General features: G+C 73.4%; 20 protein-coding genes. 4 read left to right on the top strand and 16 right to left on the bottom strand.

What is annotated here, in order from left to right; translation table 11 throughout:
• Positions 1-59 precede the first annotated feature (59 nt).
• From ABZ836_RS04735 to ABZ836_RS04765, 7 genes are all read right to left on the bottom strand, one after another.
• The gene (locus ABZ836_RS04735; protein WP_356131500.1) at positions 60-419 is read right to left on the bottom strand and encodes an MmcQ/YjbR family DNA-binding protein; all 360 of its coding nucleotides are present in this window, start codon (positions 417-419) and stop codon (positions 60-62) included.
• The gene (locus tag ABZ836_RS04740; RefSeq protein WP_356131503.1) at positions 416-1,723 is read right to left on the bottom strand and encodes a hemolysin family protein; all 1,308 of its coding nucleotides are present in this window, start codon (positions 1,721-1,723) and stop codon (positions 416-418) included. Before ABZ836_RS04740 ends, ABZ836_RS04735 begins: the two co-directional genes overlap by 4 nt.
• On the bottom strand, positions 1,720-2,217 hold the full coding sequence (ybeY, locus tag ABZ836_RS04745; RefSeq protein ID WP_361139226.1) for an rRNA maturation RNase YbeY: 498 nt from the start codon (positions 2,215-2,217) through the stop codon (positions 1,720-1,722). Before ybeY ends, ABZ836_RS04740 begins: the two co-directional genes overlap by 4 nt.
• A gap of 14 nt (positions 2,218-2,231) precedes the next feature.
• Positions 2,232-3,296 (bottom strand): PhoH family protein, encoded by a 1,065-nt coding sequence (locus tag ABZ836_RS04750; RefSeq protein ID WP_356131506.1) that lies wholly within the window; start codon positions 3,294-3,296, stop codon positions 2,232-2,234.
• Positions 3,297-3,408: 112 nt separating this feature from the next.
• Entirely contained in the window at positions 3,409-4,482 is a 1,074-nt protein-coding gene (locus ABZ836_RS04755) for a PfkB family carbohydrate kinase (RefSeq protein ID WP_356131622.1), read from the bottom strand.
• Between the two features lie 308 nt (positions 4,483-4,790).
• The gene (locus tag ABZ836_RS04760; protein WP_361139229.1) at positions 4,791-6,059 is read right to left on the bottom strand and encodes an MFS transporter; all 1,269 of its coding nucleotides are present in this window, start codon (positions 6,057-6,059) and stop codon (positions 4,791-4,793) included.
• Positions 6,056-7,366, bottom strand: a complete 1,311-nt coding sequence (locus ABZ836_RS04765; protein ID WP_361139232.1) for a family 1 glycosylhydrolase — start codon at positions 7,364-7,366, stop codon at positions 6,056-6,058. The genes ABZ836_RS04760 and ABZ836_RS04765 overlap by 4 nt, the downstream gene beginning before the upstream one ends.
• A 240-nt stretch (positions 7,367-7,606) precedes the next feature.
• Between ABZ836_RS04765 and era the strand changes: the two genes are divergently transcribed.
• Complete coding sequence (era, locus tag ABZ836_RS04770; RefSeq protein WP_361139234.1) at positions 7,607-8,557, top strand: GTPase Era; 951 nt, start codon at positions 7,607-7,609, stop codon at positions 8,555-8,557.
• A gap of 76 nt (positions 8,558-8,633) precedes the next feature.
• Here era and ABZ836_RS04775 read toward each other — a convergent pair whose 3' ends face one another.
• From ABZ836_RS04775 to hrcA, 7 genes are all read right to left on the bottom strand, one after another.
• Positions 8,634-9,629: an adenosine deaminase gene (locus tag ABZ836_RS04775; protein ID WP_356131517.1), complete on the bottom strand. Its 996-nt coding sequence runs from the start codon at positions 9,627-9,629 to the stop codon at positions 8,634-8,636.
• Between the two features lie 43 nt (positions 9,630-9,672).
• Positions 9,673-10,578 (bottom strand): ribonuclease Z, encoded by a 906-nt coding sequence (locus ABZ836_RS04780; RefSeq protein ID WP_356131520.1) that lies wholly within the window; start codon positions 10,576-10,578, stop codon positions 9,673-9,675.
• A 15-nt stretch (positions 10,579-10,593) separates the two neighbouring features.
• On the bottom strand, positions 10,594-10,947 hold the full coding sequence (locus tag ABZ836_RS04785; protein WP_356131523.1) for an HIT domain-containing protein: 354 nt from the start codon (positions 10,945-10,947) through the stop codon (positions 10,594-10,596).
• Between the two features lie 183 nt (positions 10,948-11,130).
• Entirely contained in the window at positions 11,131-14,325 is a 3,195-nt protein-coding gene (locus tag ABZ836_RS04790) for a S41 family peptidase (RefSeq protein WP_361139239.1), read from the bottom strand.
• Between the two features lie 117 nt (positions 14,326-14,442).
• Complete coding sequence (locus ABZ836_RS04795) at positions 14,443-15,192, bottom strand: 16S rRNA (uracil(1498)-N(3))-methyltransferase (RefSeq protein ID WP_361139242.1); 750 nt, start codon at positions 15,190-15,192, stop codon at positions 14,443-14,445.
• A 140-nt stretch (positions 15,193-15,332) separates the two neighbouring features.
• The gene (dnaJ, locus tag ABZ836_RS04800) at positions 15,333-16,475 is read right to left on the bottom strand and encodes a molecular chaperone DnaJ (RefSeq protein WP_356131532.1); all 1,143 of its coding nucleotides are present in this window, start codon (positions 16,473-16,475) and stop codon (positions 15,333-15,335) included.
• Positions 16,476-17,492: a heat-inducible transcriptional repressor HrcA gene (hrcA, locus tag ABZ836_RS04805; protein WP_356131535.1), complete on the bottom strand. Its 1,017-nt coding sequence runs from the start codon at positions 17,490-17,492 to the stop codon at positions 16,476-16,478. It abuts the gene before it with no gap.
• A 159-nt stretch (positions 17,493-17,651) separates the two neighbouring features.
• On the opposite strand from hrcA, the gene ABZ836_RS04810 reads away from it, so the two are divergent.
• Together ABZ836_RS04810 and ABZ836_RS04815 are read left to right on the top strand one after the other, a co-directional pair.
• The gene (locus ABZ836_RS04810) at positions 17,652-18,449 is read left to right on the top strand and encodes an MBL fold metallo-hydrolase (RefSeq protein ID WP_361139247.1); all 798 of its coding nucleotides are present in this window, start codon (positions 17,652-17,654) and stop codon (positions 18,447-18,449) included.
• A 79-nt stretch (positions 18,450-18,528) separates the two neighbouring features.
• Positions 18,529-19,341, top strand: a complete 813-nt coding sequence (locus ABZ836_RS04815; protein WP_356131541.1) for a DUF3097 domain-containing protein — start codon at positions 18,529-18,531, stop codon at positions 19,339-19,341.
• A gap of 37 nt (positions 19,342-19,378) precedes the next feature.
• Here the strand turns inward: ABZ836_RS04815 and hemW are convergent, their stop codons facing one another.
• Both hemW and rpsT read right to left on the bottom strand, forming a co-directional pair.
• Complete coding sequence (gene hemW / locus ABZ836_RS04820) at positions 19,379-20,611, bottom strand: radical SAM family heme chaperone HemW (RefSeq protein WP_361139251.1); 1,233 nt, start codon at positions 20,609-20,611, stop codon at positions 19,379-19,381.
• A 264-nt stretch (positions 20,612-20,875) separates the two neighbouring features.
• On the bottom strand, positions 20,876-21,142 hold the full coding sequence (gene rpsT, locus ABZ836_RS04825; RefSeq protein ID WP_108955366.1) for a 30S ribosomal protein S20: 267 nt from the start codon (positions 21,140-21,142) through the stop codon (positions 20,876-20,878).
• 246 nt (positions 21,143-21,388) lie between these two features.
• Here rpsT and lepA point away from each other — a divergent pair, with 246 nt between their 5' ends.
• A complete protein-coding gene (lepA, locus tag ABZ836_RS04830) occupies positions 21,389-23,263 on the top strand; it encodes a translation elongation factor 4 (protein WP_356131548.1) in 1,875 nt (624 codons plus the stop codon).
• Positions 23,264-23,536 lie beyond the last annotated feature (273 nt).

Here is a 23,536-nt window from a genome sequence, read left to right on the forward strand (position 1 = left end):
GGAAACGGATCGTCATGCCCCGCGATCCTGCCGTGGGCGCGGCCCCGGGGACAACGGCTCTACGGCCGGTCCAGCCGCAGCCGCTCCGCCCGGGGCAGGCCGGCCACCACCAGGTCGTAGGAGTCCTCGACCAGTTCGCGGACGAGCGCGTCGGGGAGCGCGCCGTCGGCGGTGACCGTGTTCCAGTGCCGTTTGTTCATGTGCCAGCCGGGGAGGATCCGGCCCGCGTGCTCGCGCCGCAGCCGGAGCGCGTCGTCGGGGTCGCACTTGAGGTTGACCTTCAGGGGCCGCGCGTCCAGTGCCGTCAGGGCGAACAGCTTGCCGCCCACCTTGAACACCGAGGTGTCCGGGCCGAACGGGAAGTCCTCCACCGCCCCGCCGAACGACAGGCAGAGGGCGCGCAGCTCCTGGGGGGTCATCGCTCCCGCTGCTCCCCGTCCTCGGCGGGTTCCGGTTCCACCGGCTCCACCAGCACCGTGACGATCTTGTTGCGGCGGCCGGCCGCGGACTCCGCGGTCAGCCTGAGCCGGCGGCCGTCGGGCAGCTCGACCACGGAGGAGGCCCCGGCGATCGGTACCCGGCCCAGCGCCTTGGCGAGCAGGCCGCCGACCGTCTCGACGTCCTCGTCGTCGTACTCCTCGACGCCGTAGAGGGCGCCGAGGTCGCTGATGTCGAGGCGGGCGGTGACCCGGTGGCAGCCGTTCTCCAGCTCCTCCACGGGGGGCAGTTCCCGGTCGTACTCGTCGGTGATCTCGCCGACGATCTCCTCCAGGATGTCCTCGATGGTCACGATGCCGGCCGTGCCGCCGTACTCGTCGATGACGACGGCGACGTGGTTGCGGTCGCGCTGCATCTCGCGCAGCAGGTCGCCCGCGTTCTTGGTGTCCGGCACGAACGCGGCCGGCCGCATCACCGTGGTGACCAGCTCGCCCTCCGCCTCGCGGCTGATGTGGGTGCGGCGGGCCAGGTCCTTGAGGTAGACGACGCCGATGACGTCGTCCTCGCTCTCCCCGGTGACGGGGATCCGGGAGAAGCCCGACCGCAGGGCGAGGGTGAGGGCCTGACGGATCGTCTTGAACCGTTCGATGACCACCAGGTCGGTGCGGGGCACCATCACCTCGCGGACGAGGGTGTCGCCGAGTTCGAAGACCGAGTGCACCATCCGGCGCTCCTCGTCCTCGATCAGCGACTCCTTCTCCGCCAGGTCCACCATGGCGCGCAGTTCGGCCTCGGAGGCGAACGGGCCGCGCCGGAAGCCCTTGCCGGGGGTCAGCGCGTTGCCCAGGAGGATCAGCAGCGACGGGACGGGGCCCATGATCCTGGCCAGCGGCAGCAGCACGTAGGCGGCGACCGTGGAGGTGTTCAGCGGGTGCTGGCGGCCGATGGTGCGCGGCGAGACGCCGACGGCCACGTAGGAGACCAGCACCATCACCGCGAGGGCGGTGAGCAGCGCCTGCCAGGTCTCGGCGAAGTGGTCGAGGCAGGCGTAGGTGACGAGGGCGGCGGCCGCCATCTCGCAGGCGACGCGGACCAGCAGCGCCACGTTGAGGTAGCGGGTGGGGTCGGCCGCCACCTGGGCCAGCTTGGCGCTGCCCCGGCGGCCGGTGCGTATGGCCTCCTCGGCGCGGAAGCTGGACACCCGGGCGAGGCCCGCCTCCGCGCAGGCGGCGAGCCAGCCGGCGATCACCAGGGCGACGACGCCCACGATCAGTTGGACGCTCATGAGACGGTCGGGGCCGGGGACGGACCGGTGAGGCCCTTCTCCGCACGCCAGCCGTCCACGATGGCGGCCTGGAGGCCGAACATCTCGGCCTTCTCGTCGGGCTCCTCGTGGTCGTAGCCCAGCAGGTGGAGGACGCCGTGGACGGTGAGGAGCTGCAGCTCCTCGTCCATGGAGTGCCCGGTCGGCGCCTCCTTGCCCTGCTTCTCGGCGACCTCCGGGCAGAGCACGATGTCGCCGAGGAGCCCCTGCGGGGGCTCCTCGGCGTCCTTGGACGGAGGCCGCAGCTCGTCCATCGGGAAGGACATCACGTCGGTGGGACCCGGCAGGTCCATCCACTGGATGTGGAGCTGCTCCATGGCGTCGGCGTCCACCACGATCACCGACAGCTCGGCGAGGGGATGGATACGCATGCGCGCGAGTGCGTAGCGGGCGATGTCGAGGATCGCCTCTTCGTCGACCTCGGTGCCCGATTCGTTGTTGACGTCGATCGCCATGGTGCTGGTCGGCTCTACTTCCCCTTGTGCCCGGCCCGGCCGCGGCCGCCCTTGTGGGCGCCGTTCTCCGTGCCGTGCGTGCTGTCGTACTTGTCGTAGGCATCGACGATACGTCCGACCAGCTTGTGCCGGACGACGTCCTGGGACGACAGCCGGGAGAAGTGGACGTCCTCGACGCCCTCCAGGATGTGCTGCACCTGGCGCAGACCCGACTTGGTGCCGTCCGGGAGGTCGACCTGGGTCACGTCACCGGTGATCACGATCTTGGAGTCGAAGCCGAGACGGGTGAGGAACATCTTCATCTGTTCGGGCGAGGTGTTCTGCGCCTCGTCCAGGATGATGAAGGCGTCGTTGAGCGTCCGGCCGCGCATGTAGGCGAGGGGCGCGACCTCGATCGTCCCGGCCGCCATCAGGCGGGGGATGGAGTCGGGGTCGAGCATGTCGTGCAGTGCGTCGTACAGCGGGCGCAGGTACGGGTCGATCTTCTCGTACAGCGTTCCGGGCAGGAAGCCGAGCCGCTCGCCGGCTTCGACCGCCGGGCGGGTGAGGATGATCCGGTTGACCTGCTTGGACTGCAGGGCCTGCACTGCCTTCGCCATCGCCAGGTACGTCTTGCCCGTACCGGCCGGTCCGATGCCGAAGACGACCGTGTGCTTGTCGATGGCGTCGACGTAGCGCTTCTGGTTGAGCGTCTTGGGGCGGATGGTGCGGCCTCGCGACGACAGGATGTTCTGGGTGAGCACCTGCGCCGGCGTCTCCTCGGCCTCGCCGCTTCCACCGGCCTTGAGCATGGCGATCGAACGTTCCACGGCGTCCTCCGTCATCGGTTGCCCGGTGCGGAGCACCAGCATCATCTCTGCGAAAAGGCGCTGGATGAGCCCCACGTCCCTCGGGTCGCCCACCGCGCTGATCTCGTTCCCCCGGACATGGATGTCGGCCCCGGGGAAGGCCGTCTCGATCACGCGCAGGAGGGAGTCGCCGGACCCCAGCACCGTCACCATGGGGTGCTTCGCGGGGACGGTGATCTGCGCGCGTGCGGGTCCCTCGCCGGGACCGGGTGCTTGGGGTGTCTGCGTCATGGGCCGGCCCGCAGGCCTGCACATCCTCCTCGCTGGAGTTCGCCCGCCACAGGTGGGCCTTCCGTATCCCAGGGTACGACGGGTCACGGTCAACACCCCAGGGGTTTTGGGGTCACCCGGAACGGCGGAACCCGATGGTGGGGACGGCGCGTCGGCGCGGCCAGGGCGCCGTGTCCCGGCGCAGCGGGTCGGGGATCAGCCCGTCGAGGAACGCGTACCGGCCGAGACCCTGCGGGTCCTGCCCCTCCAGGGACTGCACGGTCCGCCACCAGGCGGAGACCTCGGCCCAGCCGGGCGCCGAGAGCGAGCCGCCGAAGTCCTGCACGGAGAGCGCCGCCGTCAGTCCGGCGAACGCCAGCCGGTCGGCCAGCGGCCAGCCCGCCAGCGTGCCGGTGACGAACCCGGCCACGAACACGTCGCCCGCCCCGGTGGGGTCCAGCGCCTCCACCGCGATGGCGGGCACCTCCGCCGACTCGCCGGTCCGGCCGTCCACCGCGTAGGCGCCGTCCCCGCCGAGGGTGACCACCGCGACCGGGACGTGCTCGGCGAGCGCGTGGGCGGCGCGGCGCGGGCAGTCGGTGCGGGTGTAGCGCATCGCCTCGTCGGCGTTGGGCAGGAACGCCTCGCAGCGGGCGAGGTCCGGGAGGTCGGCCAGGTCCCAGGCGCCGGTGTCGTCCCAGCCGACGTCGCCGAAGATCAGGGCGCCCGCCTCGGCGGCGTGCGTCACCCAGGGTTCGCGGCGGCCGGGGGCCAGCGAGGCGACCGCCGCCCGGGAGCGCGGCGGGAGGGCGGGCGCGGGCTGGGCCTCCTCGGGCGGCTCGTGGCCGTGCGACACCATCGTCCGCTCGCCCTCGTAGGCCATGGAGACGGTCACCGGGGAGTGCCAGCCGGGCACGGTGCGGGACGGGGAGAGGTCGATCCGTTCGCCCTGCTCGAGCGCGTCCCAGCAGTACTCGCCGTAGTGGTCGTCGCCGAAGGAGGCGGCGAGCGAGGTGCGCAGGCCCAGGCGGGCCAGGGCGGTGGCCATGTTGGCGACGCCGCCGGGGCTGGAGCCCATGCCCCGCGCCCAGGACTCGGTGCCGCGGACGGGGGCGGATTCCAGGCCGGTGAAGATGATGTCCAGGAAGACGGTGCCGGTCAGGAACACGTCGCAGGGCGGCTCGTCCGGGCCGCGCAGGGCCGCCAGCGGGTCGACCTGGGGGCCGGTGTCCTGCTGGCCTGCGTCCCGGGGGGCGGTGCCCTGCGGGGCGGTGTCCCGGGGGGAGGTGCCCAGCGGGGCGGTGCCCTGCGGGGCGGGGGCGTCGTGGGGCTGGGGCTGGGGCTGCGTGGACGCTTTCACGGGCGGAGCCTTCTTGCCGGTGGTGCGGTTCCGGCCAGTCTGCCCCATCCGGCGCCCCCGGCACACGGTCCGGGCCGCAGGGCGGGCCGGACCCGGGCCGCGGGCGACCCGCCGCTGCCCGGCCCGGCGGCCCGGCGGCCCGGCCGTCCCCTCGTTCAGGCGACGCCGCGGATCCGGTGGACCAGGACCGCGCCCGCCAGGGCGGCCACGGTCGCGGCGAGGAAGAGGGACGTGTAGCCGCCGAGGGCGACCACGGGTGCGGCCAGGGCCGGAGCCAGCACCTGCGGGAGGGAGTTGGCGATGTTGATCACGCCGAGGTCCCGCCCGCGCGCCGCCGCCTCCGGCAGGACGTCCGTCATCAGGGCGAAGTCCACCGAGGTGAAGATCCCGAACCCGATCCCCAGGAGCACCGCGGCGGCGATCGCGCCCGGCCAGGTCTGCCAGCCGGCCAGCAGCGCCGTGGCCACCGCCATCAGCACGCCCGACCCCAGCACGAACGGCTTGCGGCGGCCGGTCCGGTCCGACCAGGCGCCGCCGGCCACCACCGTGGCCAGCAGCGCCGCCGCGTTGATCGCGGTGAGGACGAACACGCCCTGCTCCGGGTCGCGGTGGCCGACCGCGTCGCGCAGGAAGTAGAGCAGGTACAGCAGCCCGACGGCGTTGGCGAGGTTGACCAGGAACCGGGTCAGCCAGGCCCACGCCAGGTCCGGGTGGCGTCGCGGGTCGAGGAGGAACCCGGCCAGGAAGCCGCGCGCCGACCACGCGGGGCGCGCCGCGGCCGGCAGCGGCGCCTCCGGCCGGCGCAGGTACGGCAGCACGCCGAGCGCCGCGCAGGCGGCGCAGGCCGCGTACCCGGCCGCGACGCCCCCGGTCAGGGTGGCCAGCCCGGTGCCGGCCACCACGCCGAGGATCTGGGCGGCGCCCAGCCAGCCGCCGACCGTGCCGCGCTGCAGCCGGGGCACCCGGTCGGGGACCGCCGCGGTGACGGCGGCGAAGGCGGCGTTCAGGGTGAGCTGGACCAGGCACCAGGCGACGACCATGGTCCACAGGCCGCGCGCCTGGCCGAGGAGCAGCAGCGACAGCGCCCCCAGCAGGGCGCCCGCGAGCGTCCACGGGCGGCGCCTGCCGAAGCGGGAGGCGGTGCGGTCGGAGAGGGCGCCGAAGACCGGGTTGGCGACCAGCGCGACCATGGCTCCGGCGCCGGTCACCCAGGCCAGCATCGTCTCCTTGGACATGCCGTGGCCGGCGGCGTACTCGGCGGCCTGGGAGGCGAGCAGGATCTGGATGGGGCCGTACCAGCCGATCCAGATCGCCGCGTTGGCCAGCGACAGGGAGGCGGTCCAGCCGCCCCGGACCCGCGCGGACGGTTCCGCCAGCGGGTCCGGCGGGCCCGGCAGCGGGCCCGCCCCGGACGCCGTCGTCACCTCTGGGCCCGCAGGGCGTCCCGCAGCCAGGCGTAGGAGGCCTTGGGGGTGCGGGTGCGCTCCGGGGAGTCGAAGTCGACGTGCACCAGCCCGAACCGCTGCCGGTAGCCCTCGTTCCACTCGTAGTTGTCCAGCAGCGACCAGACGAAGTAGCCGCGCACGTCCACGCCCTCCTCGATCGCCCGGTGCAGGGCGCGGAGGTGGGAGTCGAGGTAGGCGATCCGTTCCTGGTCGTCGAGGCCGGGGTAGGAGCAGCCGTTCTCGGTGATCATCACCGGTGGGAGGCGGTCGCCGTAGCGGTCGCGCAGACCGGTGAGGGTCTGGGTGAGGCCCTCGGGGACCACCGGCCAGCCGAACGCGGTCCTGGGCCGGTCCTCGATCTCGTGCAGCGCGAACGGCAGCCCGGCGGGCACGTCGAAGGTGCCGTAGGCGCTCTTCTCCCCGGTGGGGGCGCCGACCAGGGAGGGCGCGTAGTAGTTCACGCCGTACCAGTCGAGCCGCTCGGAGACGACCTCCAGGTCCGCCGCCACGTCGCCGGGCATCAGCTGCTCCAGCCCCTCCGGGTAGCGGCCCAGCAGCAGCGGGTCGGAGAACGCGCGGTTCATCAGGACGTCGTAGTGGTCGGCGGCGGCCAGGTCCGCCTCGTCGCCGGTCAGCGGCCAGGTGGGGCTGTGCGAGGCGGCGATCCCCACGTCGGTGGCCCCGGCGGCGCGCAGGGCGCGGACCGCGAGGCCGTGCGCGAGCAGCTGGTGGTGGGCCACCGGCAGCGCGTCGTAGAGCAGCGTGCGGCCGGGGGCGTGCACGCCGAGGGCGTGGCCGAGGACGGTGTGCTCGGCGGGCTCGTTCAGGGTGATCCAGGTGTGTACCCGGTCCCCGAGGCGGGCGGCGACGCGCTCGACGTACTCCGCGAACCGGGCGGCGGTGTCGCGGTCCAGCCAGTCCAGCGAGGCCGGCAGGTCCCAGTGGAACAGGGTCGGCACCGGGCGGACGCCGGCCGCGAGGAGGTCGTCCACCAGGCGCTCGTAGTGGTCGAGGCCGCCCGGGGAGTCGGCGCGGGGCCAGGAGACGGAGAACCGGTAGGCGTTCATGCCGAGGCCGGCGAGGAGCGCGACGTCCTCCCGGTGCCGGTGGAAGCTGTCGCAGGCGACGGCGGCGGTGGAGCCGTCGCGGATCACGCCGGGGCGGGCCTCGAAGACGTCCCACACGGACGGCCCGCGCGCGTCGACGGCGCCCTCGATCTGGTGCGCGGAGGTGGAGGCGCCCCAGAGGAAGCCGGGCGGGAACGGGGGAAGCGCGTCGGCGGCCATGCGCGGATCCTGCTCACTCCACGGTGACGGGTCAACACCCCTGCGGCAACGGCTTGTTCGCCCGCGGCGGCGCCCTGCCGCCACTCCCGGCCCGCGCTCACGCGCACCACCCTCCGGCCTCACGCGGCGTGAGGGCCGAGCCCCGCCCCGCGGCCGGAGTGGGACGGGTCACGGTGGCCGGAGGGGAGTGCGGGCGGCCGTCGGTACGAGGGCGCCGCCGGATCGGGGAGAATGGGCGGCATGAGCGTTCGTACACAGTCACCGCAGCCGTCCGAGGACCTCTACCGGGCCGGCTTCGCCTGCTTCGTGGGCCGCCCCAACGCGGGCAAGTCCACCCTCACGAACGCGCTGGTGGGCCAGAAGGTGGCGATCACCTCCAACCGCCCCCAGACCACCCGGCACACGGTCCGCGGCATCGTGCACCGCCCGGACGCGCAGCTGATCCTGGTGGACACCCCCGGGCTCCACAAGCCGCGCACCCTCCTCGGCGAGCGGCTCAACGACGTGGTCCGCACCACCTGGGCCGAGGTCGACGTCATCGGCTTCTGCCTGCCCGCCGACCAGAAGATCGGCCCCGGCGACCGCTTCATCGCCAAGGAACTCGCGGCGATCAAGAAGGCCCCGAAGGTGGCGATCGTCACCAAGACCGACCTGGTGGACTCCAAGCAGCTCGCCGAGCAGCTGATCGCGGTGGACCAGCTCGGCAAGGAGCTGGGCATCACCTGGGCGGAGATCATCCCCGTCTCGGCGACCGCCGGGAAGCAGGTCGACCTCCTCGCCGACCTGCTGATCCCGCTGATGCCGGAGGGGCCGGCCCTCTACCCCGAGGGCGACCTCACCGACGAGCCGGAGCAGGTGATGATCGCGGAGCTGATCCGCGAGGCCGCCCTGGAGGGCGTGCGGGACGAGCTGCCGCACTCCATCGCCGTGGTCGTCGAGGAGATGCTGCCGCGCGAGGACCGGCCGGCCGACAAGCCGCTGCTGGACATCCACGCCAACCTGTACATCGAGCGCTCCAGCCAGAAGGGCATCGTCATCGGCCCCAAGGGGCAGCGTCTGAAGGACGTCGGGATCAAGTCCCGCAAGCAGATCGAGGCGCTGCTGGGCACCCCGGTCTTCCTGGACCTGCACGTGAAGGTCGCCAAGGACTGGCAGCGCGACCCGAAGCAGCTGCGCAAGCTGGGCTTCTAGCACCCGCCCGCCGCGTACGGCGACGGCCCCGGCACCGCGTCCACGGTGCTGGGGCCGTCGTCGTGCGCGGCCGGGCTCAGGCGGGGAACTGGTACGCCTCGACCTCGGCGAGGTAGCGGGCCCGGCGCTCCTCGTCGTCCTCCAGGAAGGAGGCGAGGAAGGAGTTGCGGGCCAGCTCCCGCAGCCGCTCCGGGTCCAGCCCCAGCCGGTCGCGGACGGCGTCGAAGTTGTCCTGGACGTAGCCGCCGAAGTAGGCGGGGTCGTCGGAGTTGACGGTGCACATCAGCCCCGCCTCCAGCATGGCGGGCAGCGGGTGCTGCTCCAGGACGTCGACGGCGCGCAGCCGCACGTTGGAGAGCGGGCACAGGGTCAGCGGGATCCGCTCCCGGACCAGGCGTTCCACCAGCGCCGGGTCCTCCATGCACCGCAGGCCGTGGTCGACCCGTTCGACGCCGAGCACGTCCAGCGCCTCGGTGATGTAGGAGGCGGGCCCTTCCTCACCGGCGTGCGCGACCCGGCGCAGACCGAGCGCGGCGGCGGCCTCGTAGACCTCCCGGAACTTCACCGGCGGGTGCCCCACCTCGGCGGAGTCCAGGCCGACGCCGGTGATGCGGTCCAGGTGCGGCCGGGCCAGCTCCAGCGTCTCCAGGGCGGACTCGGCGGACTCGTCCCGCAGGAAGCACATGATCAGCCGGGTGGAGACGCCGTGGGTCTCCTCGCTCCGGGCCAGGGCGCGCCCCAGGCCCTCGACCACGGTGCCCATCTCCACGCCACGGGCGAGGTGGGCCTGCGGGTCGAAGAAGATCTCGGCGTGCCGCACGCCCTGGGCGGCGGCCCGGCGCAGGTAGGCGTCGGCGAGGTCCTCGAAGTCCCGCTCGGTGCGCAGCACCGCCATGCAGGCGTAGTACAGGTCGAGGAAGGACTGCAGGTCCTCGAAGGCCTGGGCGGCGCGCAGCGCGTCGACGCTCGGGTACGGCAGGGCGACGCCGTTGCGCTCGGCGAGCTCGAAGGCAAGCTCCGGCTCCAGGGTGCCTTCGATGTGAAGGTGCAGTTCGGCTTTGGGGATGGGCATCAAAGGATGATACGCAGAAGTCCCGCAGTGTCCTGGATCGACCTCAGACCCGTTTGGGTACCGGCACCCGCTGGAGGTCCCGGGCCACGGTCAACTCCCCCTCGAAGCCGGCCGCCCGGGCCTGCCGTTCGAACTCCTCCGGGTCCGGGTAGCGCTGGCTGAAGTGGGTGAGGACCAGGTGGCGGACGCCTGCGTCGCGGGCGACCCGGGCCGCCTGGCCGGCGGTGAGGTGCCCGTGCTCGTCGGCGAGGGCCACGTCCTCGTCGAGGAAGGTGGACTCGATGGTGAGCAGGTCGCAGCCCTCGGCGAGGCGGTGGACGCCGTCGCAGAGCCGGGTGTCCATGACGAACGCGAACCGCTGACCGCGGCGCACCTCGCTGACCTCGTCCAGGGTGACGCCGTTCAGCTCGCCCTGCCGCTGGAGGCGGCCGACGTCGGGGCCGGTGATGCCGTGCGCGGCGAGCCGCTCGGGCAGCATCCGGCGGCCGTCGGGCTCCACCAGCCGGTAGCCGTAGGACTCGACGGGGTGGGAGAGGCGGTGGGCCTCCAGCGTGTACCCGGCGGTCTCGGCGACCGGGCCGTCGGAGTCGACCGGCGCCTCGGTGAGCCGGACCGTCTCCCGGTAGGCGGTGGCGTACCGCAGCCGGTCGAAGAAGCGCTGCCCGGAGCGCGGGTAGTGGGCCGTGACGGGGTGCGGGACCCGGTCGAGGTTGATCCGCTGGATGACTCCAGCCAGGCCGAGGGAGTGGTCGCCGTGGAAGTGGGTGACGCAGAGCCGGTTGAGGTCGTGCGCGGCGACCCCGGCGCGCAGCATCTGCCGCTGGGTTCCCTCGCCGGGGTCGAACAGGATGCCCTCGCCGTCCCACCGCAGCAGGTAGCCGTTGTGGTTCCGGTGCCGGGTCGGGACCTGGCTGGCGGTGCCGAGCACCACCAGTTCACGCACGGACACGCTCGCCGCCCCCGGTCAGCCGGGGGGCCACTGCAGGCCGCGGCCGCCGAGCACGTGGGCGTGCGCGTGGAACACCGTCTGGCCGGCGCCGGACCCGGTGTTGAAGATCGTGCGGTAGCTGTCCAGCTTCTCCGCCTCGGCCACGGCACGGGTCTCGCGCAGCACGTCGGCGGCGATCTCCGGGGCCTCGGCGGCGAGGGCGGCGGCGTCCGCGTGGTGCGCCTTGGGGATCACCAGGACGTGCGTGGGGGCCTGCGGGTTTATGTCCCGGAACGCCACGGTCGTGTCGGTCTCCCGCACGACGTTGGCGGGGATGGTCCCCGCGACGATCTTGCAGAACAGGCAGTCGTCCTGCGGCTCCCCGGCCATGGGCCCTCCTCGGTCGTGATCGTTCACGCACGGTCATCGTAGCGTCCGGGTCCGACACCACGAGGTCGGGTGCGGCAGCCGGGAGCGGAGGCGGGCGGGCGCGGCCCCGCGGAGGGCGGGGGCCGCGCCCGGTGTCAGCCGGTGCCGGCCTGGCCGGCCGGGCCGGCCGCCGTCAGCCGGCGGTCACAGCGACGGCGGCGTCTTGGCGGGGGTGCGTGACAGCGCCTCCAGCGCGATCCGCACGGCCTCGTCGAGCTGCGGGTCGCGGCCCGCGCCGTGGTCCTGCGGCGTGCACACCACCTCGACGTCCGGGTCGACGCCGTGGTTCTCGACGCCCCAGCCGAGCTCCTCGAACCAGAACGCGTACTTGGGCTGCGTGACCAGCGTGCCGTCGACCAGCCGGTACCGGCTGTCGATGCCGACGACCCCGCCCCAGGTCCGGGTGCCGACCACCGGCCCGATGCCGAGCGCCTTGATCGCCGCGTTGACGATGTCGCCGTCCGACCCGGAGAACTCGTTCGCCACGGCGACCACGGGGCCGCGCGGCGCGTCCTGCGGGTAGCTCATCGGCCGCATGCCGCGCGGCACGTCCCAGCCGACGATCCGCCGCGCCAGCTTCTCCACGACGAGCTGCGAGGTGTGCCCGCCCCGGTTCTCCCGGACGTCGACGATCAGCCCCTCGCGGGCGACCTCGACGACCAGGTCGCGGTGGATCTGCGCCCAGCCCGCGCCCATCATGTCGGGCACGTGCAGGTAGCCGAGGCGGCCGCCGCTGAGCTCGTGGACGTGGGCGCGCCGGTCGGCGACCCAGGCGTGGTACCGCAGCGGCTCCTCGTCGTCGGTGGGCACCACCACGGTGTGCCGGGGCGCGCCGCCGTCCGCGGGGGCGACGGTCAGCTCGACCGGCTTGCCCGCGGTGCCGGCCAGCAGCGGCCACGGCCCGCGCACCGGGTCGACGGGCCGCCCGCCGACGGCCACGATCGCGTCGCCCGGCCGCACGGCCACCCCGGGGGCGGCCAGCGGGGAACGGGCCTTGGGGTCGGAGGTCTCCGAGGGCAGCACCCGGTCGACCCGCCACTGCCCGTCCTCGTGCCGGGACACGTCGGCGCCGAGCAGGCCCTGCCGTTCGTCGCCGCCCTGGCCGGTGGGGGTGACGTAGGCGTGCGAGGTGCCGAGTTCGCCCTGCACCTCCCAGAGCAGGTCGACCAGGTCGTCGTGGGTGGCGACCCGTTCGACGACCGGCCGGTAGCGGTCCAGGACGGCCTGCCAGTCGACGCCGCCGAGGTCGGGGCGCCAGAAGTTGTCCCGCATCAGGCGGCCGGTCTCGTCGAACATCTGCCGCCATTCGGCGGCCGGGTCGACGAGCTGGTGGATCCGGCCGAGGTCCACGGTGAGCTCGTCGTCGCCGGAGGCCCGCCGGTCGCCGGGCACGATCCGCAGCCGGCCGCCGCCCCACACCGCCAGCCGCTTGCCGTCGCCGCTGACGGCGTAGGCGTCGACGTCGTCGCCGAGGGTCTCCAGGCGCAGCTGGGCCAGGTCGTAGCGCTCGAGCTCGCTCTTGGGGCCGGAGTCGTCCGGCGTCGCCCGGGAGGCGCCGAGCACGCCCCGCACCGGGTGGCGGAGCCAGAGCACGCCGTCCTTGGCGGTGCGCAGCGCGGTGTAGCGGGAGGCCTCCACCGGGAAGGGCACGATCCGGTCGGCGAGGCCCTCCGGGTCGATCCGGGTGGCGGGCGTGCCCTCGCTCTCCGGGGTCTCGTCCTTGTCGGGCGCGTCCACCGGGCGTCCGTGCCGCTGCGGGCCGAAGGGGGACGGCGTGGCCGCGGCCAGGGTGATCAGGTAGGGGCGGTTCGAGCCGACGAAGGCCATGTCGAAGGCGTGCTCGTCGTAGACCGGGTCGAAGGCGCGCGCCGACAGGAAGGCGAGGTGCTTGCCGTCGGGGGTGAAGGCGGGCGAGAAGTCCTTGAACCGCAGCGGGGTCGCCTCGACCACCGACAGGTCGGCGGTGTTGGCCAGCTTCAGCTGGGCCAGCTCGCCGACGCCCGGGTGGGACCAGGCCAGCCAGGCCGAGTCGGGCGAGAACACCAGCCCGGAGCAGTCGCCGTTCTCGCTGCGGTCGACCTCGCGGACCTCGCCGCTCTCCCGCTCGACCAGCAGCACCCGCCCGTCGTGGGAGGCGACGGCGAACCGGCCGCCGTCGGGCGCCACGGTGAGCCCCAGCACCCGGCCGAGCCGTCCGCCGGCGATCCGGCGCGGGCCTCCGGCGGCGGGCCCGGTGGCGGGCGCGGACTCCAGGGCGTCCTCGCCCTCGGCGTCGGTGACCCAGACCGCCCACTCCTCGCCGTCGACCCGGAAGGCGCGGGCCAGCCGGTTGCGCACGCCCGGCTCGGCGGCCAGCGCGCGGGCCGGGCCGGAGCGGTGGGTGACCCAGTGGACCGCGCCGCGCACGGTGACGGCGCTGCCGCGGGCGGTGTGGTCGGGGGCGAACCCGCCGAGCCAGCGGGACGGGGTGACGGGGTAGGGCTGGAGGTCGAGGCGCTGGCCGCCGAGACGGATCTCCGGGCGGCGCGGCCCGGCGCCGTCCAGGTCGTCCAGGAGCCACAGTTCGCCGGCCGAGACGTACACCACGCGGCTGCCGTCGGTGGCGGCGTGCCGCGCGTAGAAGACGTCGTCCCCGACCGGGGTGTGGCGGCGCAGGTCCGAGCCGTCGGCGAGGGAGGAGTACAGGGCGCCGACGCCCTCGTGGTCGGAGAGGAACGCCAGGCGCTCCCCCACCCACAGGGGGTTCTCGATGTTGCCGTCGAGGTCCTCGTGGAGGCGGGCGAACTCGCCCGGCGTCTCCTCGGACTCGATCCACAGCTTGCCGGCGGTACCGCCGCGGTAGCGCTTCCACCAGGCCGCCTCGCGCCCCATCGGCGCGGAGAGCAGCACGGTGCGCGGGCCGAACGCGACGTCGCCGACGGGGCCGTAGGGCAGGGTTTCCGCGGGGCCGCCGTCCAGCGGTACGGCCCGGGCCCAGGAGCGGCGCAGGGTGGCCTGTCCGTGCGCGGAGGTCACCAGGACCCGTCCGTCGGGGGTCCAGCCGCGGACCCGGGTGGTGGGCGCGCCCCAGTGGGTCAGCCGTCGCGCGGGGCCGCCGTCCACGGGCGCGACGTACGCCTCGGGGGCGCCGTCGCGGGTGGAGGTCCACGCGACGTGCGCGCCGTCCGGGGAGATCCGCGGGTGGTTCACCGGCTCGTTGTCGGCACTGACCCGCCAGGCACGGCCCCCGTCGAGGGGGGCGACCCAGACGTCGTCCTCGGCGGTGAACGCGACGAGGTCGCCGTGCAGGTGCGGGTAGCGGAGGTATGCGGGAGCGAGCGTCGAGGCAGACTCTGTCACCCCGTCAGCCTAAGCACCGGGGCTCCTTCCCCAACAGGGGTTTCCCGCACCCGTGCCGCCCGGCGGCAGGATTGCCCGCGGCGTGCACGGCACGACCGCGCGGGCGGCGCGGGACCGTCAGGACCAGCGTCCCGTGCGGCCGAGGAGGAGCGCGACCGCGGCCGTGCCCGCCGTGGAGGTCCGCAGCACGCTCCGTCCCAGCCGGTAGGCCCCCGCTCCCGCCTCCGCGAACAGCTCCAGCTCCTGCGGCGCGACCCCGCCCTCGGGGCCGACGACCAGCACGATCTCCCCCTCCGCCGGCAGCTCGCAGGTGGCCAGCGCCTCACCGGGGAAGTCCCGGTCCTCGTGCAGCACCGCCGCGAAGTCGGCCCGTGCCAGCAGCGCCGCGACCTGCTTGCCGTTCGCGAGCTCCGCGACCTCGGGGAACCGCGTGCGCCGCGACTGCTTGCCCGCCTCCCGCGCGGTGGCCCGCCACTTGGCGAGCGCCTTGGCCCCCCGCTCGCCGCGCCACTGGGTGATGCACCGGGCCGCCGCCCAGGGGACGATCGCGTCCACCCCGGTCTCGGTCATGGTCTCCACGGCCAGCTCTCCCCGGTCGCCCTTGGGCAGCGCCTGCACCACGGTGATCCGCGGGCTCGGCACGGGCTCCTCCCGCACCTCGGCGAGCCCGCCGACGAGCAGCCGGTCCTTGCCCTCCGCGGCCTGGACGACGCCCTCGGCGAAGCGCCCCCGGCCGTCGGTGAGCACCACCGCCTCGCCGGGCCGGAGTCGCTTCACCGACACGGCGTGCCGGCCCTCGGGCCCCTCCAGCAGGAACGTGGGCCCGCCGGGGACGAGCTCGTCGACGACGAAGACGGGGGCGGTCACGGCGCCTCCTGGTGCGGTGGAACGGGGTGGGCGGTCGGAGAGGGTACGTCGGGGTGGGCGATCGGGGCGGGGACCACGGGGGGGGAACGACCGGGAGCCGCCGCGGCACGAGGTCCGCGACGGCTCCGGTGCGGGGCGCCTCAGCGCCCGTTGAACGCGTCCTTGAGGCGGGAGAACAGGCCCTGCTGTCCGGGCTGGAACTGCCCGGTGGGCCGCTCCTCCCCGCGCAGCTTGGCCAGCTCGCGCAGCACCCGCTCCTGCTCCGGGTCCAGCTTGGTCGGCGTCATGACCTCGACGTGGACGATGAGGTCGCCGCGTCCGCCGCCGCGCAGGTGGGTGACGCCGCGCCCGTGCAGCGGGATCGACTGCCCGGACTGGGTGCCCGGCCGGATGTCGACCTCCTCGTGCCCGTCGAGCGTCTCCAGCGGCACCTTGGTGCCGAGGGCCGCCGCGGTCATCGGGATGGTGACCGTGCAGTGCAGGTCGTCCCCGCGGCGCTGGAACGTCTCGTGCGGCAGCTCGTGGATCTCGACGTAGAGGTCGCCCGCCGGGCCGCCGCCCGGGCCGACCTCGCCCTCGCCGGCGAGCTGGATCCGGGTGCCGTTGTCCACACCTGCCGGGATCTTCACGGTCAGCGTCCGGCGCGACCGGACCCGGCCGTCGCCCGCGCACTCGGGGCACGGGTTGGGCACGACCGTGCCGAAGCCCTGGCACTGGGGGCAGGGCCGCGAGGTCATGACCTGGCCGAGGAACGACCGCGTCACCTGGGACACCTCGCCGCGGCCGCGGCACATGTCACAGGTCTGCGCGGAGGTGCCGGGCGCGGCCCCCTCGCCGTGGCAGGTGTTGCACACCACGGCCGTGTCGACCTGGAGTTCCTTGGTGGTCCCGAAGGCCGCCTCGGTGAGCTCGACGTCCAGCCGGATCATGGCGTCCTGGCCGCGGCGGGTCCGCGAGCGCGGTCCGCGCTGCGAGGCCGTGCCGAAGAAGGCGTCCATGATGTCGGAGAAGTTGCCGAAGCCGCCGGCCCCGAAGCCGCCCGCGCCCGCGCCGGCGCCGCCGGCCTGGGAGAGCGGGTCGCCGCCGAGGTCGTAGACCTGCTTCTTCTGCGGGTCCGAGAGCACCTCGTAGGCGGCGTTGATCTCCTTGAACCGCTCCTGCGTCTTCGGATCGGGATTGACGTCCGGGTGCAGCTCGCGCGCGAGCCTCCGGAACGCCTTCTTGATCTCGTCCTGGGACGCGTCGCGGCGTACGCCGAGTACGGCGTAGTAGTCCGTGGCCACTTACGACTCCGCCAGGATCTGTCCGACGTACCGTGCCACTGCGCGTACTGCTCCCATCGTTCCCGGGTAATCCATGCGGGTCGGTCCGACCACGCCGAGCTTGGCGACTGCCTCGCCGCCCGAACCGTAGCCCACCGACACGACGGACGTGGAGTTGAGCCCCTCGTACTCGTTCTCATGACCGATACGGACGGTCATGGCCGAATCCTTCGCCTCGCCAAGGAGTTTGAGGAGCACGACCTGCTCCTCGAGGGCCTCCAGGACGGGCTGGATGGTGAGGGGAAAGTCATGTGTGAAGCGGGTCAGATTGGCGGTGCCGCCGATCATCAGCCGCTCCTCGGTCCGCTCGACGAGCGTCTCCAGCAGGGTGGAGAGCACCGAGGAGACCGTGCCGCGGTCCTCCGGGTCGAAGGCCTCCGGCAGGTCCTGCACCAGCTGCGGAACGTCGGTGAACCGGCGTCCCGTGGTCCGGCTGTTGAGCCGGGCCCGAAGGTCGGCCAGGGTGTTCTCGCCGATCGGGGCGGGGCAGTCGATCATGCGCTGCTCGACCCGGCCGGTGTCGGTGATCAGCACCAGCATCACCCGGGCCGGCGCGAGCGCCAGCAGCTCGACGTGCCGCACCGCCGAACGCGTGAGCGACGGATACTGGACGACCGCGACCTGGCGGGTGAGCTGCGCCAGCAGCCGCACCGTGCGGGCCACCACGTCGTCGAGGTCGACGGCGCCGTCCAGGAAGTTCTGGATGGCCCGCCGCTCGGGCTGGGTCATCGGCTTCACGTCGGCCAGCCGGTCGACGAAGAGCCGGTAGCCCTTGTCCGTGGGGATCCGCCCCGCGCTGGTGTGGGGCTGGGCGATGTAGCCCTCCTCCTCCAGCGCGGACATGTCGTTGCGCACCGTCGCGGGGGACACACCGAGGTTGTGCCGCTCGGTGAGGGCCTTGGAGCCCACCGGCTCCTCGGTCCCGACGTAGTCCTGGACGATGGCGCGCAACACCTGCAGCCTGCGTTCACTCAGCACCGCGCACACCTCCGGATGTCGGCTCCGCCTCACCGCTTCTGCCCCTTGCGTCGACTGGCACTCTGCCTTCGCGAGTGCCAGTCGTCCTCAGCCAGTGTACGGCCGGGGGGTACGGCGCGGGCAAGGGCGGTCGCCGTGCGGTCCCGATAGCGTCGCCCCATGAGCGTGACCTGGGAAGCCCCTGGTGGGTGGGAAGACCTCGGCTGGGAACCGCTGGCCCCCGGGGTGGGGCGGCTGCGGCTGCCGGTGTGGGACTGCACGGTGGGTCTGGTGGCGGGTGCCGAGGGGGCGCTGCTGGTGGACGCCGGTTCGAGTGTGGCGGAAGGCACGCGGATCCGCCAGGAGGCCGAGGAGCTGCTGCGGGCGGGACACCCGGCGCCCGGTCCCGAGGGCACCGGGCGGGGCTCCGGGCGGCGGGTGACCCATGTGGCGCTCACCCACCCGCACTTCGACCACGTGCTGGGCGCCTGCGTCTTCGCCGGGGCGGAGGTCTTCGCGGCGGTGGGCGCGGGCGCGCCGCTCACCTCGGAGGACGGGCGGGACGCGCTGCGGGCCGACGCGGTGGCCAACGGGCTGACCGCGGGGGCGGCGGACGGCGCGCTGGAACTGCTGACCGCGCCGGGGCACGAGGTGCACGACGACCACGTGCTGGACCTGGGCGGCGGCGTCCGGCCGCTGCTGGCCAACGTGGGGCCGGGGCACACCGCCTACGACCTGGCGGTGCTGGTGCCCGGACCGCGCCCGGTGGTGTTCTGCGGCGACCTGGTCGAGGAGTCCGGCGCCCCGCAGGCCGGCCCGGACGCGGTGCCCTCGCGCTGGGCGGCGGCGCTCACCCGGCTGCTGGAGCTGGGCGGCGAGGACGCGGTGTACGTGCCGGGGCACGGGGCCGTGGTGGACGCCGCGTTCGTGCGGCGTCAGCGCGAGGAGCTGTCCCGGAGGTTCGGCACGGCCTGGTGAGGCGGCGCGGGGGCCGGTCGCGAGGGCGCGAGGGCGTGTCGCGTACCCACCGGTCGCGATTTCTCCTATCGTCGGCCGAATGCGCCAGTACTCCGCCGACCTCACGCCGCCGTGGAAGAAGCCGAAGCCGGTGCCCGAGGTGCCGGCGGAACCCGGCCTGGTCGTCGAGGACCCGGCCACCGGGTTCTGCGGCGCCGTCGTCGGCTGCGAGGCCGGCACGGTGACCCTGGAGGACCGGCACGGCAAGCACCGCGTGTTCCCGCTGGCCCCGGCCGCCTTCCTCCTGGAGGGCCGCCCGGTGACCCTGGTCCGCGCCGCGGCGGGCGCCCCGCGCCGCCCGGCGCGCACCGCCTCGGGCTCGGTGGCCGTGCCCGGCGCCCGGGCCCGCGTGGCCCGCGCGGGGCGGATCTACGTCGAGGGCCGGCACGACGCCGAGCTGGTCGAGAAGGTGTGGGGCGACGACCTGCGGATCGAGGGCGTGGTCGTGGAGTACCTGGAGGGCGTGGACGACCTGCCCGCCGTGGTCGCCGAGTTCGCCCCGGGCCCCGACGCGCGCCTGGGCGTGCTGGTGGACCACCTGGTGCCCGGCTCCAAGGAGTGGCGCATCGCGGAGGCGGTCACCAGCGAGCACGCGCTGGTCGTCGGCCACCCGTACATCGACGTCTGGGAGGCGGTGAAGCCGTCCGCCCTGGGCATCGACGCCTGGCCCACGGTCCCGCGCGGCCAGGACTGGAAGACCGGCGTCTGCCGCGCCCTCGGCTGGCCCGACAACACCGGCGCCGCCTGGCGCCACATCCTCTCCCGCGTCCACGGCTGGAAGGACCTCGAACCGGAGCTCCTGGGCCGCGTCGAGGAACTCATCGACTTCGTCACGGCCCCGGCCGGGGCCTGACCCCGCCGAGCACGCGGCCCGTCCGTGGCGAGGCCGCTCAGTCCACCAGGTCCCGCACCACCGCGTCGGCCAGGAGGCGGCCCCGGAGGGTCAGCGCGGCGCGGCCGGCGGCGTAGGACTCCTCGCGCAGCAGGCCGTCCGCGAGGGCACGGTCCGCGGCGGCGCGGCCGGCCGGGCGCAGGAGGTCCAGCGGGACGCCGTCCACCAGCCGCAGCTCCAGCAGGATCCGCTCCACGCGCCGGTCCTCGGCGGAGAGCAGTTCGCGCCCCGCCCCCGGCGAGCGCCCCTCGGCGAGCGCCGCCGCGTAGGCGCCGGGGTGCTTCACGTTCCACCACCGCACGCCCCCGACGTGGCTGTGCGCGCCGGGCCCGGCGCCCCACCAGTCGGCGCCGCGCCAGTACAGCTCGTTGTGCAGGCAGCGGGCCGCGTCGGAGGTCGCCCAGTTGGAGACCTCGTACCAGTCGAACCCGGCCGTCGACAGCATCTCCTCGGCGATCAGGTACCGGTCGGCGTGCACGTCGTCGTCGGTCATCGGGACCTCGCCGCGCCTGATGCGGCGGGCCAGCCCGGTGCCCTCCTCGACGATCAGCGCGTACGCCGAGACGTGGTCGGGCCCGGCGCCGAGCGCGGCCTCCAGCGAGGCGCGCCAGTCGTCGTCGGTCTCGCCGGGGGTGCCGTAGATCAGGTCGAGGTTGACGTGGTCGAAGCCGGCCGCGCGGGCCTCGGCGACGCACTCCTCGGGGCGGCCGGGGGTGTGGGTGCGGTCCAGGATCCGCAGCACGTGCGGCCGGGCGGACTGCATGCCGAAGGAGATCCGGTTGTAGCCGCCCGCGCGCAGCTCGGCCAGGTACTCCGGGCCGACGGACTCAGGGTTGGCCTCGGTGGTGACCTCCGCGTCCTCGGCGAGGCCGAACTCCTGGCGGACCGCGTCCAGCATCCGCACCAGGTCGCCGGCGGCCAGCAGCGTGGGGGTGCCGCCGCCGACGAAGACGGTGCGCACCGGGCGGGGGTCGTCGCCCAGCACCTTGCGGGCCAGGCGGACCTCCTCCGCGAGGGTGTCCGCGTAGTTGTCGCGGGAGGCCAGCACCCCGCCGCTGCCGCGCAGCTCGGTGGCGGTGTAGGTGTTGAAGTCGCAGTACCCGCAGCGGGTCGCGCAGTACGGGACGTGCAGGTAGAACCCGAGAGGGCGCGCGGGGGCGCCCTTGAGGGCGGAGGCCGGCAGCGAGCCGTCGGAGGGGACGGGTTCGCCGTCGGGAAGAGCGGAAGGCATGGGGTCCATTGTCCCCCACCGCCGCGGCGTCCCGGGAGGACCGGACGGGACCCCGGGAAGACCGAACGCCCCGGCCTCCGGACCGCCTGGGGAAGGCGGCGCGGGGGCCGGGGCGCTGAAAAGGGTGCCGGGTCCGTACCCGCGTGGCGAACGCAGGCCGCGTACGGACCCTGGGTGCCGGTCGGGAGCGGATGAGAGAGGGCCCGCTCTGGGTCCTTCCGGCGGTCGTTCAGTCGTTCAGATCACAGAACGAACCGAGGTGGTTCAGCCCTGGAGGCCGGCGACCTTGGAAGCAAGCGCCGACTTCTTGTTGGCGGCCTGGTTCTTGTGGATGACGCCCTTGGAGACGGCCTTGTCCAGCTGACGCGCGGCGGCGCGCTGGTACTCGGTCGCCTTCTCGACGTCACCCGCGGCGGCGGCCTCGCGGGCCTTGCGGATCGCGGTCTTCAGAGAGGACTTGACGGCCTTGTTGCGCAGCCGGGCCTTCTCGTTGGTCTTGTTCCGCTTGATCTGGGACTTGATGTTCGCCACGAAGGAGCCTTTTCAGGTTCTTGGCACACGGGGGCGGACCCCGGGGGCCGTGTGATTTTCTTGGGTGAGCCTCCCCGCACGGAACCCGGGCAGAGCCCGGGCACAGGGCATGGAGACACAGCGACCCAGGCTAGCAGTCGCCCGAGGAGCGGCCCAAACCCGTCACAGGGGCCGGGCCGTGGGACGATGGAGGCTACGTACAGATCCGACCCGAGGCATAAGGCGCCTCAAGAGACAGGACCCTGCGTGCCCGCGACCCCTAACAATGTGCCCGAGCCGAGCCGTACCGACCCGGCTCTGATCCGCAACTTCTGCATCATCGCGCACATCGACCACGGCAAGTCCACGCTCGCCGACCGGATGCTCCAGCTGACCGGCGTCGTCGAGCAGCGGCAGATGCGCGCCCAGTACCTCGACCGCATGGACATCGAGCGTGAGCGCGGCATCACGATCAAGTCCCAGGCGGTGCGTCTGCCGTGGGCCCCCAACACCGGGGACCAGCAGGGCACGACGCACATCCTGAACATGATCGACACCCCCGGGCACGTCGACTTCACCTACGAGGTGTCCCGGTCCCTGGCGGCCTGCGAGGGCACCATCCTGCTCGTCGACGCCGCCCAGGGCATCGAGGCCCAGACCCTCGCCAACCTGTACCTGGCGATGGAGAACGACCTCGCGATCATCCCGGTGCTGAACAAGATCGACCTGCCGGCCGCGCAGCCCGAGAAGTTCTCCGAGGAGCTCGCCAACCTGATCGGCTGCGACCCCTCGGACGTGCTGAAGGTCTCGGCCAAGACCGGCATCGGCGTCGAGGACCTGCTGGACCGGGTCGTGGAGCGGATCCCCGCGCCCGTCGGCGTCAAGGACGCCCCGGCCCGCGCGATGATCTTCGACTCGGTCTACGACTCCTACCGCGGCGTGGTCACCTACGTCCGTGTCATCGACGGCCAGCTCAACAAGCGCGAGCGCATCCGGATGATGTCGACGGGCGCCACCCACGAGCTGCTGGAGATCGGCACCAACTCGCCCGAGATGCTGCCGGCCGACGGCCTGGGCGTCGGCGAGGTGGGCTACCTGATCACCGGCGTGAAGGACGTCCGCCAGTCCAAGGTCGGCGACACCGTCACCACGCTGAACAAGGGCGCCACCGAGGCGCTGGGCGGTTACAAGGACCCGAAGCCGATGGTGTTCTCGGGCCTGTACCCGCTGGACGGCTCGGACTACCCGCTGCTGCGCGACGCGCTGGACAAGCTCCAGCTCAACGACGCGGCGCTGGTCTACGAGCCGGAGACCTCCGCGGCCCTCGGCTTCGGCTTCCGCGTCGGCTTCCTGGGCCTGCTGCACCTGGACGTGATCCGGGAGCGCCTGGAGCGCGAGTTCGGCCTGGACCTGATCGCCACCGCCCCGAACGTGGTCTACCGCGTGGTCATGGAGGACGGCAGCGAGCACGTCGTCACCAACCCGAGCGAGTTCCCCGAGGGCAAGATCAACGACGTGTACGAGCCGGTCGTGCGGGCCACGATCCTCGCGCCGTCGGAGTTCATCGGCGCGATCATGGAGCTGTGCCAGACCCGCCGCGGCACGCTGCTCGGCATGGACTACCTCTCCGAGGACCGCGTCGAGATCCGCTACACGCTGCCCCTCGCGGAGATCGTCTTCGACTTCTTCGACCAGTTGAAGTCCAAGACCCGCGGCTACGCCTCGCTGGACTACGAGCCCACCGGCGAGCAGACGTCCAGCCTGGTCAAGGTGGACATCCTGCTGCACGGCGACAAGGTGGACGCCTTCTCGGCGATCACCCACAAGGACGCCGCGTACGCCTACGGCGTGCGGCTGGTCGCCAAGCTGCGCGAGCTGATCCCGCGGCAGGCGTTCGAGGTGCCCATCCAGGCCGCCGTCGGCTCCCGGGTGATCGCCCGCGAGACGATCCGCGCCATCCGCAAGGACGTCCTCGCCAAGTGCTACGGCGGTGACATCTCGCGTAAGCGGAAGCTGCTGGAGAAGCAGAAGGAGGGCAAGAAGCGGATGAAGATGGTGGGTTCCGTGGAGGTCCCCCAGGAGGCCTTCATCGCGGTGCTGTCCAGCGACGACAGCGCGTCCTCGGGCAAGGGCAAGAAGTAGGCCGGAACCGGCCGATGCGCCGGCCCGGCGTCACCGGAGGGGCCCGTCGTGTGTTCACGGCGGGCCCCTTCGGCGTTCCCGGGCCGGGAGAACTGCGCAAATGCCTGCCCGTAGCCTCTTACATACCGCCGGGTCGGCCCTTACCCTGATGCCCTGCTCGCCAGTTACTCGTGAGTTAAGACAGTCAAGACAGTTGCGACAGTCAAGACAAGAACGCGCGAGGCCCTTGCGGGCGCGATACCAGCCAGCCCGACCACCAGCCAGCCGCAAACC

Source organism: Streptomyces sp. NPDC047130, from assembly GCF_040643475.1.
Taxonomy (GTDB): Bacteria; Actinomycetota; Actinomycetes; order Streptomycetales; family Streptomycetaceae; genus Streptomyces.